Origin of the sequence: Mesorhizobium ciceri biovar biserrulae (genome assembly GCF_001618845.1) — a bacterium.
Taxonomy (GTDB): Bacteria; Pseudomonadota; Alphaproteobacteria; order Rhizobiales; family Rhizobiaceae; genus Mesorhizobium; species Mesorhizobium ciceri.
Genome location: NZ_CP015064.1, coordinates 4157453 through 4173034 on the forward strand (window position 1 = coordinate 4157453; position 15582 = coordinate 4173034).

13 protein-coding genes are annotated in these 15582 nt (G+C 63.8%); 7 read left to right on the forward strand and 6 right to left on the reverse strand.

The genetic code is table 11. The features are described from left to right. Window positions 1-5: 5 nt before the first annotated feature. Together A4R29_RS19510 and A4R29_RS19515 are read right to left on the reverse strand one after the other, a co-directional pair. On the reverse strand, window positions 6-1313 hold the full coding sequence (locus A4R29_RS19510) for an MATE family efflux transporter (RefSeq protein ID WP_024501738.1): 1308 nt from the start codon (window positions 1311-1313) through the stop codon (window positions 6-8). After that, window positions 1310-2479, reverse strand: a complete 1170-nt coding sequence (locus tag A4R29_RS19515) for a glycosyltransferase (RefSeq protein ID WP_082827453.1) — start codon at window positions 2477-2479, stop codon at window positions 1310-1312. The genes A4R29_RS19510 and A4R29_RS19515 overlap by 4 nt, the downstream gene beginning before the upstream one ends. 336 nt (window positions 2480-2815) lie before the next feature. On the opposite strand from A4R29_RS19515, the gene A4R29_RS19520 reads away from it, so the two are divergent. Together A4R29_RS19520 and A4R29_RS19525 are read left to right on the forward strand one after the other, a co-directional pair. Next, entirely contained in the window at window positions 2816-3985 is a 1170-nt protein-coding gene (locus A4R29_RS19520) for a DUF1972 domain-containing protein (RefSeq protein ID WP_063172642.1), read from the forward strand. Beyond that, window positions 3982-5244 carry a glycoside hydrolase family 5 protein gene (locus A4R29_RS19525; RefSeq protein ID WP_063172643.1) on the forward strand — a complete coding sequence of 421 codons (1263 nt, stop codon included), beginning with the start codon at window positions 3982-3984 and terminating at the stop codon, window positions 5242-5244. Before A4R29_RS19520 ends, A4R29_RS19525 begins: the two co-directional genes overlap by 4 nt. On the opposite strand, the gene A4R29_RS19530 is transcribed toward A4R29_RS19525, so the two are convergent. Both A4R29_RS19530 and A4R29_RS19535 read right to left on the reverse strand, forming a co-directional pair. Beyond that, on the reverse strand, window positions 5207-6553 hold the full coding sequence (locus A4R29_RS19530; protein WP_063172644.1) for a VpsF family polysaccharide biosynthesis protein: 1347 nt from the start codon (window positions 6551-6553) through the stop codon (window positions 5207-5209). The genes A4R29_RS19525 and A4R29_RS19530 overlap by 38 nt on opposite strands. Window position 6554: 1 nt before the next feature. Beyond that, window positions 6555-8657 (reverse strand): GumC family protein, encoded by a 2103-nt coding sequence (locus A4R29_RS19535; protein ID WP_063172645.1) that lies wholly within the window; start codon window positions 8655-8657, stop codon window positions 6555-6557. A 249-nt stretch (window positions 8658-8906) separates the two neighbouring features. Here A4R29_RS19535 and A4R29_RS19540 point away from each other — a divergent pair, with 249 nt between their 5' ends. The 4 genes from A4R29_RS19540 (at window position 8907) to A4R29_RS33280 (ending at window position 13396) form a co-directional block, all read left to right on the forward strand. Beyond that, window positions 8907-10403: a glucosamine inositolphosphorylceramide transferase family protein gene (locus tag A4R29_RS19540; RefSeq protein ID WP_063172646.1), complete on the forward strand. Its 1497-nt coding sequence runs from the start codon at window positions 8907-8909 to the stop codon at window positions 10401-10403. Between the two features lie 118 nt (window positions 10404-10521). Continuing rightward, window positions 10522-11712, forward strand: coding sequence for an FAD-dependent oxidoreductase (locus A4R29_RS19545; protein ID WP_063172647.1), 1191 nt, complete (start codon window positions 10522-10524; stop codon window positions 11710-11712). Between the two features lie 423 nt (window positions 11713-12135). Continuing rightward, entirely contained in the window at window positions 12136-13167 is a 1032-nt protein-coding gene (locus A4R29_RS19550) for a hydroxyacid dehydrogenase (RefSeq protein ID WP_063168637.1), read from the forward strand. Window positions 13168-13276: 109 nt separating this feature from the next. Then, window positions 13277-13396, forward strand: coding sequence for a hypothetical protein (locus A4R29_RS33280; RefSeq protein ID WP_082827455.1), 120 nt, complete (start codon window positions 13277-13279; stop codon window positions 13394-13396). A 283-nt stretch (window positions 13397-13679) separates the two neighbouring features. Here A4R29_RS33280 and A4R29_RS19560 read toward each other — a convergent pair whose 3' ends face one another. Beyond that, on the reverse strand, window positions 13680-13895 hold the full coding sequence (locus tag A4R29_RS19560) for a hypothetical protein (protein ID WP_024501746.1): 216 nt from the start codon (window positions 13893-13895) through the stop codon (window positions 13680-13682). Between the two features lie 547 nt (window positions 13896-14442). Between A4R29_RS19560 and A4R29_RS19565 the strand changes: the two genes are divergently transcribed. Continuing rightward, window positions 14443-15204: a Crp/Fnr family transcriptional regulator gene (locus A4R29_RS19565; RefSeq protein WP_063172648.1), complete on the forward strand. Its 762-nt coding sequence runs from the start codon at window positions 14443-14445 to the stop codon at window positions 15202-15204. On the opposite strand, the gene A4R29_RS19570 is transcribed toward A4R29_RS19565, so the two are convergent. Beyond that, the gene (locus A4R29_RS19570) at window positions 15205-15510 is read right to left on the reverse strand and encodes a hypothetical protein (RefSeq protein WP_082827579.1); all 306 of its coding nucleotides are present in this window, start codon (window positions 15508-15510) and stop codon (window positions 15205-15207) included. Between the last annotated feature and the right edge of the window lie 72 nt (window positions 15511-15582).

Consider the following 15582-nt stretch of genomic DNA (forward strand, 5'->3'; position numbering starts at 1 on the left):
TTTTCCTATCGCTTTGCCGTAGCGAACGGCAGCGTCCGCCGCCACGCGCCCAACCGGCTGTCGCGCGCCTCATCGGGATGCTCGATATTCCACATGCGGTGATGCGCGAAATACCACGATGCCACGAGCACGAACATCTCCGAGACGGCGGAACCCAACAACGCCCACGGCGGAGACGCGATTGCCAGCAGGGCCGCGATCAGCGCCAGCCCGACGACCGCGCCGCCCGTGGTGATGAACGCGACGATCCGAAAATCGCCGAGTATCTCAAGCACGATGCGGGGCATGATATAGAGCATGATCGGGACAAAATTCGCGATCACGAAAAGCCCGATGAACCAGGTCGAAGCGTCCTGGAGAGCCTGGGATTTTATCATCGGCAGGACGAACATGATCGCACATCCATAAGCAAGGCCGCCGAGCCCCATGACGAGCGCCCAGATCTTGGCCTGCGTCCAGACACGGCCTGTTTCATTGTTCCGCATCAGCCTGGCGAGATCCGGCTGCGTCATGTTGACGAATGCAAGGCTGATGATGCGCAGCGGAGCAAACAGCACCAGAACCGCCGCCAGCGGTGCGTAGGCGGCTGGCCCGGCAATGCCGGCGACCAGCAGCGCCAGACATTGACCCTGGATGTTGGTGGTGGTCGCGCTGAATGCCGACCAGCGCAGTTGGGGCCAGAGCCTGACATAGCGTCGGCGCGTCGGCATGCGGAAGCTGATGCGAAGCGAGCGCCGAGCCAGGCGGACCAGGACGAAAATGCCGAACACATTTGCGGCTGCAAGTGCATAGAATACGGTCTGCAGCGGGTCTTGGACCAACCAGATCGACAGCCCGGTCAGGACACAGCCGGCGACTGTAAAAGCGCCATCGCTGATGGAGACGACAACCTGCTGGCGCCGTGCGAAGAAAGCCGTGCGCATATGGCTGCGCAACGACCAGGCACCGACAAAGCAGCCGGCGGCAATTCCGCTTGGATCTCCAAGGACATGCATCAGAACAGCCGTGCCGACGGCCATCAGCAACGCCACGATCAGCGCCGCCGTTCCGAACGCCACGTCATAGGTATCGACGCCGGCGCTGTTGGTGCTCTTGCTCATCCAGATGCTGGCGGGAACAGCGGTGAGCGACCTGATATAGGACAGGCCGACCCCGCCCATCACCATGCCGATGGCGAAGAGGCCGTAGCCCTGCGCCGACAGCATGTGCAACAGCATGATGTTGAGGGCGAAATGAAAGCCGCTCTGCATCGCCTCGCCGCCGATCATCAGCACGAGGCGTCGAACCAGATGGCTCGGAAACGCTAACTTCACGGCCGTGTCTCCGCTGCGCGGGCAGCGGGCGCCCTGCCCGGCCGCGCGATGGTCGTCTTCAGCTTTTCGGCGGCGATCGCGGTGATCGCCGCGGCCGCGACCGGCTCGCTGAAGATCGCCTCATAGCGCGCGCGCCCGGCAGCGACAAACCCGCGCCAGGCGTCAGGGGCGAGGATGATCTCCTGCAATTTCGCGCCAAGAGCTACTGCGTCGCCGGGCGGAACATGCCAGCCGGTCTGCCCGTCGCTGACCACTTCCACCAGCCCGCCGATCGCCGACACAAGCGGCGGCCGGCCATAAGCCATCGCCTCGATGGCGACGCGGCCCAGCGATTCCGGACGCCGCGACGGCACGGTGACGATGTCGGCCCAGCGATAATGCTCCGAGGGATCGGGAATGAAAGGCAGGACTCCGACGCGCCCGGCAAGCCCCATGGTTTCGACCAGTTCGGCAAGCGCACGCTCGCGCTCGGTGCTTTCGAAGGCGCCGCCGACCAGCCTGACCTCGACCCTTGCCTGGAGTTCTGCCGGCATCGAGGCGATCGCCTCCAGCAGGACCTCCTGCCCCTTGATCCGGTTGATGCGGCCGAGCAGCAGCACCCGCAATGGGCGCTTGCCGTCATACGTCATTGGTTCGACCGCCGCCGGCCCGGCAACGCCGTTGTAGACGACATATGCGCGCGCCGCCTTGGGATCGCCAAACGCGGTGCGTGTCGCGCGCGAATTGAAGATCAGATCCGCATGGCTCCAGCGCATCAGGCCGACAAGTACCCTGCGCATGGCGCCTTCGGGGATTTCGTGGATGTGCAGGACGGCCTTGTAAGGCAGCAAGCGCGCGGCCAGCGCATAGTCGGCAACGATCGAGGTGTTGACATAGACGAGGTCGCAGGCCTTGAGGCGCCGCCACGCCCTGAACACGGCAACCGGCAATCGCGCCATCTCGACTGTCGCAAGGCGCGCAATGGCCTGGCGCCTCAACACCCAGAGCGGTTCGAAGACGATCCGGCTGGCATGCGCTTCCAGGATCTGGACGATCGGCCCGCTGCGCGGCAAGACCACCTCGATGTCGGCCGACGGAAACGCGGCGCGCAGCGCAGCCACGCTCTCCGCGAAGCTGCGGTCAGAACCATAGAGTTCATAACCCTGATGAACGCAGGCAATCCGCATCTTTGTTTCCCGCCGGGTGCTACAACCATCGCGCTGGGCGATTGTGGCAGAACCCCGTCCGCAAGAATCATGCCTGGTTCGATATGTCCGACTATCGGTTCGATATGTCCGACTGCCGGCCGTACGCCCCTGGCATTGCTTCGTTTCGATACAGCTACGCACAGAAGGGTTGACCGAGAATGAAACAACCACCGGGTTCAACACCGTTTTTTTACAACCCCGCGCCATGATCCCCTCCCAGGATACCGAAATCGGAAGATGGCACGAAAGTTGCGGTCTGCTCATTATAAATTAAGCAATATCTAATATATGAGATGTGTGAAAGTGCCGCCGGCCATGAAACCAGAAAAGCCCGCCATTCTAATCCTGGGGACCCGCGGCATACCCGCGGCCCATGGCGGCTTTGAAACCTTTGCCGAAAAACTGGCGCTGTTTCTTGTCGGGCGCGGCTGGAAGGTCGGCGTCTATTGCCAGGATGAGGTCGAGCGGATCGACCAGCGGGTGCGCAGCGAAACCTGGCGCGGCATCGAGCTCATTCACATCCAGGTCGCCTCCAAGGGACCGCGCGCGACCCTGGAATTCGACTGGCAATGCGCCCGCGATGCTGCCAGGCGATCGGGCGTTTGCCTGGTGCTCGGCTACAATGGCGCGGTCTTCCTGACCTGGCTCAGGCTGAAGCGGCGCAAGATCTTCACCAACATGGACGGCATCGAGTGGCGTCGCCCCAAATGGGGGATGGCGGCGCGAACCTGGTTCTGGCTCAACGAATGGATCGGCGCTTGGGCCTCGCATCGGCTGGTCGCCGATCATCCCGCCATCGCCGATCACCTGGCGACGCGCCGGCCGCGCAGCGCCATCGCCACCATCGCCTATGGCGCCGATCCGGTGGCATCAGCGCCCGAGGCGCCGGTCCGGGCGCTCGGCCTCGAGCCCGGGCGTTATCTCGTCTCGATCGCGCGCATCGAACCCGACAACAACATCCTGCCGATTGTCGAAGCCTTTTGCTCCACCAAGCGCGACATGAAGCTGGTGGTGCTGGGAACGCTGTCCGACGACATCCCCTACCATGCCGCCATCCGCAAGGCGGCGAACGGCTCGGTGGTGCTGCCGGGCGCCATTTACGACCAGGCAACGGTGAAGGCCCTGCGCTTCCACGCCCGCGCCTATCTGCACGGCCACACGGTGGGCGGGACCAACCCGTCGCTGGTCGAGGCGCTGGCGGCCGGCAACATGGTGATCGCGCATGACAATCCCTACAACAGATGGACCGCAGGGGCTGCGGCGATCTACTTCACCGACAAGAACAGTTGCGCCGAGCGGATGCAGCAGGCGCTGGACGATGATGCCCTGGTCAAGGCCTGCGGCGTTGCCGCGAGGGCGCGGGCCCGCGAAGCCTTTCGCTGGGACGATGTCCTGCTCGCCTATGAAAACGAGGCCTATCATCTGCTCGGCATGACCGCCGCCAAGACCACTGCGATGGATCACGCATCGCCAGGAACCGTATGATAGGCTGGTCGCGCCGGCGGGTGCTGCGGACCGCGCTGTCCACTGCAGCGGCTCTCGGCTCGCTCCCGGTCGCACCAATCGCTCGCGCCGCCGCCGAGACGCGGTTTCGGCGCGGCGTCAACGCCTGGCCCTGGTTCTCGCTGACGCGTGAATTTCCCGCACCCCGCACCGATTACGGCTGGCCGCCCTTCCAGTCGCAACGGCCGGTGCCGACCCCAGACGACCTGCGTCGGTTGCGCGAGACCGGGCTCGATTTCATCCGCTTGCCCATCGATCCCGGCCCTTTCCTAGCCGCCGACGCCAAGACGCGCAGTCAGTTGCTGGACATGCTGGACGCCGCCGTCACCGCCACCCTCGACGCCGATCTTGGCATCATCGTCAACATCCAGGCCAACGCTGCCACCCATTACTGGAACCCCGACCGCATGGTCTCCAGCACCGCCGCACCCGCTTTCGATCTCTATCGCGGGCTGGTCGGCGAGCTTGCCGGCAGGCTGGCGCGGTTCCAGCCCGGCAGGGTGGCGCTCGAGCCGGTCAACGAACCGGCGCAGGCCTGCGCGTCGAACGTCTGGTTGCAAATCCAGCTCGCGCTTCTGACCGCGGCAAGGGCATCGGCAGCGACCCTGCCGTTGGTCGTCACCGGAGGCTGCGGCTCGATGGTGAGCGGACTGACCGCGCTCGATCCGGGCCCGCTGTCGCCCTTCGAGCCGATCCTGTTCACCTTCCACTTCTATGAGCCCTATCTGTTCAGCCATCAGGGCGCGCCCTGGATGCGCGAGCCGGTCTATCGGTCGCTCAACAATGTGCCGTGGCCGGCATCCGCCGGCTCGCTGCAACAGACGCTGGCATCGGTCAGGGCGCGCATGGCGCAGGACACCGAAACCCCTGAAGACGCCAAGCAAGCAGCCTATGCCGAGACCGAGCGTGTGCTGAAAGTCTATTTCGACGCCCAGCCCGACCGCTGGTTTGTCGACAAATATCTTCGCCAGGTCCGCGATTGGGCCGATGGCCATAGCCTTGCGCCGGAACGCATCATCATGGGCGAGTTCGGCGCGCTGCGCACCGACGCCCGCTATGTCGCCGCGCCCAATCCGGATCGCGGGCGCTACATCGCCGATGTGAGGCGGAGCGCCGAGGAACTCGGCTTCGCCTGGGCACTGTGGGATCTCTTCGATGGCATGGGCATGATGGACGACACCACCCGGGCGCTGGACCCCGATATCATCGCGGCGCTTGGCCTGACCATGCCGGCGGACTGACCGGCCTGAACGCTGCCCGCGCCGGCCGATAGAGCACCAATGCCAGCACCACGAACTTGGTCAGCAGCGTCGTCTTCGACGCGACGCTTTCCGAAGTGTTGATCAGGATGACCCAGCCCAGCATCGGCAGCCAGATGCCGGGATGGCAGCGGCGCGCCACCTCGAACAGGAACAGCACGAAGCCGAACGTCAGCAAAAGCGTGAAGAAGGCGCCCTGATAAAGGACCGTGCGGATGATCGGGTTCTCGATGCCCTGTTCGAGACCGTTGATGCGGCGCAGGCTGTCGATCAGGTCGACATCCGGCCCCACGATCAGATCGCGCAATTCCAGGTGCTTGAAGAGCTCGAACATCTCGACCCGGGCATTGGCGCTGCCGCTGTCCGACACGAAGCGCTCCAGCAGCGCGTCGAAAAAGCCCAGATATGCCGCCACGATGATGACGACCGGCAGCAGGGCGGCGAGCATGAAGCCGAGTGCCGCACCCAGGAGATTGACGCGGCCCTGGCGCAATTTGGTGATGCCCTGAAAAAGCAGGTAGCAGCCGCCGAGCACCACCGTCGTCACCATCGCCGTGCGGCCGCCGAAGGCGACGAGTGCCGCGCATTGCAAGCCGATCAACCCTATCCGCACAGGCATCGACAGGGATCTGGCACCGGAGAGCAGCGCAAGCACATAGATCGACGTCACCATGGCATTGGCAAGCGGATGCCCCTGCAGCGCGCTCGAGCGCAGATCGGTGGTAAACGCCACGCCGTCGAGGCGATAGGGGAAGATAAGCGTCTTGGTGGCGAACTCGAAAAGGGCAAGCAAGGCATTCGCTGTCATGACCACGTGGACGACGGTCTGCAGCCCGGCGAAGGTCCGTTCGTCGTCCTCGCTGAGCATCAGCACGAGAAGTGCCGCAGCCACGAACGTATCGATCATGCCGGCCATACCGGGCCGCTGCCTGGCGATGACGACGACCAGAAGCACGATCGATATGGCGGCCATCAGCGAGCTGGCCGGCCGCCTGTCGGCGAGATGGACGATATGGCCGACCGGATTGCCTGATGCACAGGAGCGCCAGGCAAGCAGCAGGACGATGAGATAGGTGGACGGGTGGATCTTGGTCGCCGGGTTGCCGAACAGGCCATCATAATTGTAGCCGACCAGCCACAGCATGCCCCCCGAGATGCTGAACAGCACCGCCACCGCCGCGATCAGTCCGAAGCGCGTCAGTGCATCGACCGAGGTGCCGGAGATGGGCGTGCCGTCGCGGGGTGCGGCAGCACCATGGTTCGAAGCGCTTGCGCTCCAACTGGCCGCCATATCAGGCGGCCTCGTCGACCAGCAAGGCGGCTGTCGGCAGGCGCCCCATCACGGAGACCGCCTGCGAAGTCGTCGTGACGTCGCGCATCGGGGTGGCGTTCAGCGTGGCGACGAGCACGATCTCGTCGGCCATGGCGACCAGCGGCGAGGCATTGAGATTGTCGGCCAGCGCGCCACCGTCGATGACGACGAGCTCGAAGCTCCGGCTGGCCCGCGCCAGCATCTGCTGCGCAAAATAGATGCCATGCGCTTCCTGGAAGACCGCCTTTGAGCGGCCCCTGCCCAGCACGGCAACGTTGCTGCCGGCGGCGTAATGGCTGACGGCCTCGAACGCGTACTCGCCGCGCAGAACATCGAGGATCCCCGGCTGCGGATCCTTCTGGCCGACGCCGCCAGCATTGGCATCGATGAACAGCACACGGCTGCCCCTGGATGCCGCGGCATTGGCCAGCAGCCGCGCCACCCGGCTACGCTGCGCGCCCTCGCCCGGCGACGATGTCACCAAGATGGAAGGCACCAGCGGCCAGTCCGCCGGACGCTGGCCCGAACTGAACATGCGCCTCAGCGCAAGGCCGACGACGGCATCGGTCTTCTGGCTGGAGGCGGCGGCGCGCGCCCCGCCGAAAGGCCACCAGCGCCGGCCTGTGTCTGACTTTGCCGGCACCACGCCCAGCACCGGCGCGTCGATGGCCGACTGCATCTGGGCGCTGGAAAGCACCGTCGGCGAGGAATATTCGGCGATCAGCGCCAGACCGGTGCCGAGCCCAAGGCCGCCGAATATCGCGCCCAGCAGCAGCAGCGGCAGAGGCGGCCAACTCTTCTTCAAGGCGGGCATGGCGTTGGAGATGATGCGCGCATTGGTGCTGTCGACATTGATCTGCTCGCGCGTCTCCTGGGCGCGCTGGAGATAGTTCGAGTAGACGGAACGCAGCGCCTCGAGGTCGCGCTGCAATTCGCGCAGCCGCACCGAGGCCTGATCCGTGTCGAGCGACTTGCTCTTCATGCCGGCGACCTTGGCTTCCAGCGCCTGCTGGTTGGCCAGCGCCCGTTCGTAGTCGGTCTCGGTGGCGGTGGCGATGCGGCCAAGTTCGCGCGCGATCAGCTGGCGCGTGTCGCGCAGTTGCTGCTGGGCTGCGATCAGCGAGGGATGACGCGGCCCCAACTCCGTGCCGAGCTGCGAGACCTGGTCGACCAACGTCGCCTCCTGCGCCCGCAGGCTCGAGATCACCGCCGAGCGCATTGCTTCCGAAGTTGCGTCCGGCGTGCCGCTCTGCCGGCGCATCTGATCGACCTGCGCCTTCAGCGCCGCGGTGCGGCTCTGCGCCGCCGCAAGCTGCGTGTTGATCTCGGTCAGTTCCTGGTCGCTGACCAGATTGCCTGCCGCCATCACCATGTTGTTGGCGGACTTGTAGGCTTCGACGGCGTTTTCGGCTTGCTGGACGCGCTTGCGCTGCTCGTCCAGCCGCGCGGTGATCGACTCGGAAGCGTCCTTGGCCATTTTCGCGCGCGCGCTCGCCTGGTCGACCAGGTAGGCCTGCGCGATGGCGTTGGCCAGGAGGGCGGCCTTGTCGGCGCTCTTGGCGGTGACGATGACGTCGAGGACCAGGACCTTGTCGGCCCGCTTCACCGCCAGGCGCCGGCGCAGCGCGTCGAGTGTCTGCACCGACCTGTCGCCTTCGGCTGATGCCGAACCGAGCAGGCGCGACAGCAAGCCCTGCCCATTGAATTCCGGATCCTGCGTCAGGTTTGTCGCCGCGATCGCCCGCATCAGCACGCCTGTCGACTGGACCACGCTGACCTGGCTCTCGACCTGCGTGATGCCGCCATCGGGTGAGATACGGCTGGGATTGACGTCGTTGGTGACCACCTGCAGGTCCTGCGGATCGATCAGGATTTCCGCCGCCGAGCTGTAGAGCGCCGGTGTGAAAAGGCCGTAGAGCAGGGCGACCAGCGTCAGCAGTGCGACGGTGCCGAAGATCCAGAACCGGCGGCGCACCAGGATGCGCTTCAGATCGCCCAGTTCGACAGTGGAGGCTGCATATGATCCCGCGCGTGCCGGATCCGGGGAGTGTTGCTGAGGAACCATGGGCAGGGATGATTGCATGGCTGCCTCCGACAATACTCCATATGCCGGCAAGATCAGTTTGCGGCGCTAACCTAGCTATTCCTCCAACTGTTAAAACATTGTTAATTATGTTGAGAGGTGACGTGAATTTTGGCACGCGGTTTGCTTAAAAATATACATATCGAGGTGTTGGCTACGCAGCGAGCGGAGACGAATGCAGATGGGGTTACAATTTGACCGGACCGGCCTGGCCGGCAAGGCCGGGCACCGCCTTTTCGGACCTCCAACATGCAGATAAGCCTCCGCCTGGACGGCGACTGCGTCCGCGCCTTTCACGTCACGCTGCTGGAGCGCCTCGCCGCGCTCGAAGACGTCGAACTGTCCGTCGATGTCAGGCCGGCGGGCGGCGGCATTCCGCGCAGCGCCGCGGCCCTGTTTCAACTCGAAACGGCGATCCACGGACTGTCCCATGATGGACTGGCCAAGCGTGTGCCGCTTTCGGTGCTCGCGCCCTACCGGCAGTCCCCCGCTTCGCCTGACCTGGTCATCGACCTCAGCGGCGATGTCAGGCTGGAAAACACACGGATCTGGCGCGTCACCTATGACGGCGCCAGCGGCGAAGCGGCCTTGCTGGCCCTGATCCTCGCAGGTCGCACGCCGCTTGCCCGCATCGAGGAGAACGGCGTTGCGATCGCCGCCGGGCGTCTGGGCACCGAATATGGCGGCATCGCGCTGGCGTCCTTCCAGGATATGCTGGCGCGCACAGCAAGCCTGATCATAGCTGCCATGTCAGGCGCGGCAAAGTCCGTGCCTGATCTGCCCGAACCGGCGCAGGTGGGTGGCCCGCCGCCAATGCCCTCGGCGGGCAAGCTTGGGGTCAGGGCCGGCAAGGCGCTGGCGCGGCGGATCATCCAGAAGATCTATCACCTTTGCTACAACGCGCCGCACTGGAAGGTCGGCTGGCGGCAAACCGGGAGCCGCGATCTGTTCGAGCTGCGCGCGCATCCGGCGTCGGGTTGGCAAGAGTTGCCGGACGACGGCAGCCGCTTCTACGCCGATCCGTTCCCCATCCTCTACCAGGGCCAGCTGACCCTGTTCGTCGAGGACTATATCCATCGGCTCGGCAAAGCCATCATCTCCGCCGTTCCCTTCGGCCCGGCAGGCCCGCTCGGAAGGCCTGAACCGGTGTTGGAGCTGCCCTACCATCTCTCCTACCCCTTCGTCTTCGAGCGCGACGGCGAGGTCTGGATGGTGCCGGAAAGCTGCGCCAACGGCACGGTCGATCTCTACCGGGCCACAGCTTTTCCCGGCGGATGGGTCAAGGAGGCGACGCTTCTGTCCGGTGTCGTCGCCAGCGACGCCACGCTTGTCGAGCATGGCGGCGCCTGGTGGCTGTTCGCCACCGTCCGCGACGGCGGCGGCGCCTTCTCCGACGCGCTGCATCTGTGGTCGGCGCCGGATTTTCGCGGCCCCTGGACGCCGCACCCCAAAAATCCCGTGCTGATCGATATCGCCTCGGCGCGGCCGGCCGGCCGCATGGTCAGGCGCGGCAACGACCTGCTGCGCCCGGTCCAGGACTGCCGCAGGAGCTATGGCGCGGCGCTTGGCATCGCACGCATTTCTCACCTTGATTTGATCGGCATGGAGCAGGTCGTTGAAACCATCTTAAATCCAGGTGCGCTATGGAGTGGGCGTAAACTTCACACGCTCAACGAGGCTGGCGGCTTTGAGTTCATCGATGGCTCGGCGATCGCACCGCGCTGGAAGCAGCGGGCCCGCGATTAACCTAAACATTGGTTACTACCAAGCACGCGCGCCGGTTGCTTGCGGTTGATTTAGGTCCGGAAGATATTTTCTACCGGAGATTGTGAAACGCGCCGTTGCCATCAGAAAGAGCAGCAAAATGAGTATCTCAGAGGCTGGCCCGGCCCAAGTCGATGTGGCGATCGTCGGTGCCGGAATGGCCGGCACGACCTTGGCAATTCTGTTGGGACGAGCCGGCCGCAAGGTGGCGCTGATCGATCCGCACCGCGTCCACCACGAGGAATTCCGGGCCGAGAAGATCGGCATGGACCAGATGCTGCTGTTCGAAAAGCTCGGCCTCGATGCGACACTCAAGCGTCTCGTCACCTCCACGACCGACACGCATGTCTTTCGCCTCGGCCAGTTCTTCGCGCATGAGAAGAAGGCTGAATTCACATTCTCCTATGGCGCGCTGATCAATGGCCTGCGCGACGCCTTGCCTGCGCAAGTGCCGCTGACGGTCGGCAAGGTAACCGAAGTCTCGACTGGACCGGACCGGCAGCGGCTTGTGCTGGCCGACGGCACCGTCATCGATGCCCGCCTGCTGGTGGTGGCAACCGGTCACGGCGAGGCGGTGCGGCGCGCCGTCGGCGTCGAGCGTATCGAGCAATCGAAGGCGCATTCACTGTCGATGGGATTCGACCTCGCCATCTCGCCCAGCGATTTCGGTCATCAGTCCGTCACCTGCTACAGCAGGCGGGCCGCCGACCGTATCGCCTACATCAGCATCTTTCCCCTCAGCGACAAGATGCGGGCGAACATGTTCCTCTATCGCAATGTGGCCGAGCCGTGGACGCGGGCGTTCCGCCAGGAGCCGCAAAAGATGCTCTGCGAATTGATGCCCGAAATAGCCGTGCGATGCGGCAACTTCGAAGTCGCGAGTCCTGTCGAGGTCAGGCAGATCAGTCTGAGCACGACGCAAGGCCATCGCCGCGACGGGGTCATCTTCATCGGCGATGCTTTCTGTACCACGTGTCCGACGCCGGGCGTCGGCATCGGCCGCGTGATGACCGATGTCGATCAGCTCCATTCGGTTCACATTCCACGCTGGCTCGAAACTCCAGGCATGGCGGCTGACAAGATCAACGCCTTCTATGACGACCCGGTCAAGGTGGCTGCCGATGAGGATGGCATGCGGGTCAGTTACTATGCCAAGTCGATTACCGCCGACACCGGGCTGGAATGGCGCGTGCGGCGCCTGCGCAACAACACCGCGCGCCAGCTGATGATCATCGGCCGTAAGGTCCGGCATCTGGGACAACGGCGGGCACCCGTGGCCAATATGCGATAGGGCGCGACCAGTGGCGCCCTATCGCCGATATTGATTGCCCTTATAGGGCGAAGGCGTCAGTCGCCAACCGCTCAGGTTGCCGTCGGCGGAGGTCTCGATGGGGCAGTCTGGGCCGTGACACCCGAAAGCCTGTCGCGCTTCTGCAAGGTTGGTTTCTCGTATTTCTTCACTGTAAAGTGCCCTCCGAATTGATACGGCGCCAGCAGAACCAATTCCCTGCCCCGTGTCAATTGTGCCATTACTGGTTCTTACGTCGTATCCACGCCATCGCGGTCAAACGATTATTCACTGTTGCATTGCCGGCACATATCGGCTCCGACAGGTCACCTCATCCCAGCGCCAATCCCGCTCTCCTCGGCCGCGCGATGTTGTAAATCGTTTCATCCAAGGTATTTTGGCCGTTGGGGAACAGAGGGAATAGTCATGTCCAACAGCGCCTTGCCGCTGGTCATCAGTGCGCCTGAACCACGCACGCTCGACCTGATCTTCACAGCCCGGCAGCTGGCGCGGCTCAAGGCGCACTATCGCATCGTCGAGACGACCGCTGACGGCGTCGCGAAACTGCCGGCCGACGTGCTGGCCGAGGCGCGCTATATCATCGGCCAGCCGCCCATATCGCCCGAAACGCTCGATCGGATGAAGACACTGCGTTGCGTCTTCAATGTCGAGACCAACCTCATCAACAACATGCCCTACGAGACGTTGTTCGCGCGCGGCATCCATGTCGTCACCACCGGCCTGGTGTTCGCCGAGCCGGTCGCGGAGCTTGGCCTTGCGATGGCACTCAATCTCGCCCGCGGCATCGTCGATGCCGACCTCGCCTTCCGCCAGGGACAGGAACTGTGGGGCGGCGACGGCAACCAGACGGCGCGGCTCCTGTCTGGCGCCGATGTCGGCATCATCGGTTTCGGCGATCTCGGCCGGGCGCTCAACCGGCTGCTGTCGGGTTTCCGCACCCGCACCAAAGTCTTCGATCCGTGGCTGCCGCCATCGATCCTCATCGACAACGGCGTCGAGCCGGCCTCCCTCGACGAGGTGCTGTCGACCAGCGACTTCATCTTCGTCGTTGCCTCGGTGACCAGCGAGAACCAGGGTTTTCTCGGTGCCGACGCCTTTGCCGGCATGCGCAAGGGCGCTGCCTTCATCCTGCTCAGCCGCGCCGGCGTGGTGGACTTCCCGGCGCTGATGGCGGCGGTGAAGAGCGGCCACATCGTCGCCGCCAGCGACGTTTTCCCCGAAGAACCGCTGGCGCGGGACCATCCGGTGCGCGCCCTGCCCGGCTTCCTGCGCTCGGCTCACCGCGCCGGCGCGCTCGACATCGCCTTCAAGCGCATGGGCGATATGGTGCTGGAGGACATGGACCTGATCGACCGCGACCTGCCGCCGCTGCGCTCCAAACGCGCCGAGCGCGAGACGGTTTCGCGCATGCGTTCAAAGCCGGCCGACAGGAATTGAGGCGTGGATTTTCGTTCGGGTTGGCCGGCCCTCGACCAGCTCGGCTTGACAGGAGCGCGGCCGGCGATGACGCTGCCGCAATCGAACTTTGCGGAGGGAGGCCGTGACCATGAAGAAGATCTATGAAAAGCCGATGCTGCTCAAACGGCAGAAACTCTCCGCCGTGACGGCGCAGCAAGCCACTTCAGGAGTGACCGGTCCGATCGGCCCGACAGGCCCGACAGGCTGACGCCTCACGGTGTTCGATGAAGGTAGCATTGGACGCGCCCGCGGGTCGGCGGCGAGACGGCAATCGCTCCAGGCGCAGCATCAGTGTTTATGGCTGCTCTTCGCTCTGCGGGCAACCGCTTCCATAAAAGAGCGGGCGGCAGCGTCACAGGCTGTTCTGGACGGTCCATTCGCGGACAGCACGACCTCCGCGGCCTTCCGCGACATGCCGTATTTCCGGGCGAAGACCGCAGCGTCGTAAGGTTCGTTTTCGGCCGGTGCCGCGGACGTGATCCTGGCCTTGGTCATTGGCGGGTCCGCCTGAAACTCTCAAGCAACTCGCCTTCATTGCGGCAGCCATTCTGGAACAGCGAAAACACCGTGGCTGCCAGAAGCTGCACGTCCGACTCCCCCGACATGCGATCAAATTTGCGCTCCAGGCAGACCCGATCGAAGACGCGCTGGCACAGTTGCAGATCGGAAGGATGGAGACCGGGATTGCGCTTACGAAGGCTCGACATAAGAAGCCCCTTTCGGAGCAGCGGCCACTTTCTAATGCATGTCGTCCAAAAGTGACCTCGGTTTTGGGAGAACGACATGCATAAACAAAGACCCTAAAGCGCATCGCATAAATCGGATCAAACGCGATGCGCTTTAGACGCTGTGGGTCAAAAAATGAAATCGGGCTGAGCAAGAGTCAACATCGGCCTTCATCACAGTAACTATCGTACAATTCTCCCCCCGGTCCTCCCCCTTCTTCGAACGGTCCCCAGGCCCAGCGCGACATGGCGCTTTTCATTGGCCAGCGGATTTTATCGGCGTGATCCGGCGCTCTCATGAAATATGTCGGTTTTGTACCAAATGGCGTTTGGTACGTTTCCGACACTAACATTCAGGCCGATCTTTTCATATGCGAACAGGCGTTGGGGGGCGCCGTGCTTCGAATTTCATATCGCATTAATATCTTTCTGCGTTCAGAGCCCCTATACATAGGCCATCGTCCTCACGTTTTTACGGGCACGGACGGCTGGGAGATTGGATGGCTCTTGCCCTGCATTGGGCCACGCCATGTCTGATCCCAACAAAAACTCTGATCCCGACAAAAAACCCAATCCCGACGGGAACCATCCGTACCGAAACCAACTGCTGCGGCGCATGCCTGCGGATGATCTGGCGTTGCTCGAGCCGCACATGCAGCGCTGCGACTTGCCATTGCGCATGATGCTGGTGACCCCGAATGTTCCGATCGAGGCCGTCTACTTCATCGAACAGGGCATTGGTTCGGTGGTCGCCAGCACGGCAAGCGGCCAAGAGGCCGAAGTGGGCTTCATCGGCTTCGAAGGCATGACGGGATACTCCCTGGTGATGGGCGACGACCGTGCGCCGCATGCCTGTTTTGTCCAACTCGAAGGCGAAGCGATCCGCATCGAAGCCGGCGCTTTCAAGGCAGCTTTGGAGGCAAGTACGACCTTGCGCATGTTCCTGCTGCGCTTCGTCAACGCACTACAAACCCAGGCCGGCTGCACCGCGCTCGTCAACGCGCGGCTGAAGCTCGAGGAGCGGCTGGCGCGATGGCTGCTCATGTGCGACGACCGGGTGCCCGGCGAACATCTCGCCATCACCCACGAATTCCTGGCCATCATGCTTGGTGTCAGGCGGCCAGGCGTCACCGTCGCGCTTCAATTGCTCGAAGGCCGCGCGTTGATTCGCTCGAGACGGGGCGAGATCGTCATTCGCGACCGCGCCAGGCTGCTGGAACTCGCCAATGGCAGTTACGGCGAAGCCGAGGCCGAATATGCAAGGCTGATCGGCGAGATCGGCGCGGCCTGATCAGGAGCGGCTGCCGCCGGCATCCGGCTTGCCCGATGTCGCTTTGCCGGGCGGTGCCGCACCGCCTTCTATGGGCCCATCCCTGCCGATCGGCCCATCCCTGCCGATCGGCCCATCCTTGCTGATCGGCAAGCCGGCATGCTCCAGGCTTGCAAGCTTGCACTTCGTCTGCTCGGCCGCCGCTCCGACAAGGCAATCAATGGTGAACATGGCACCGGCGTGATCGCTTGCCGCGACCGCCTGGCGGATTTTCGTCAATTGCGCCTGCGTGTAGTCCAGAAGCTCGACCAGGCCGGTATGATCCAAACCGCCCTCCATTACAGGATGTCGAGAGGCCGATCCGAGGTCGCTCTTGCCACCGAAATACGCCCCTTTACG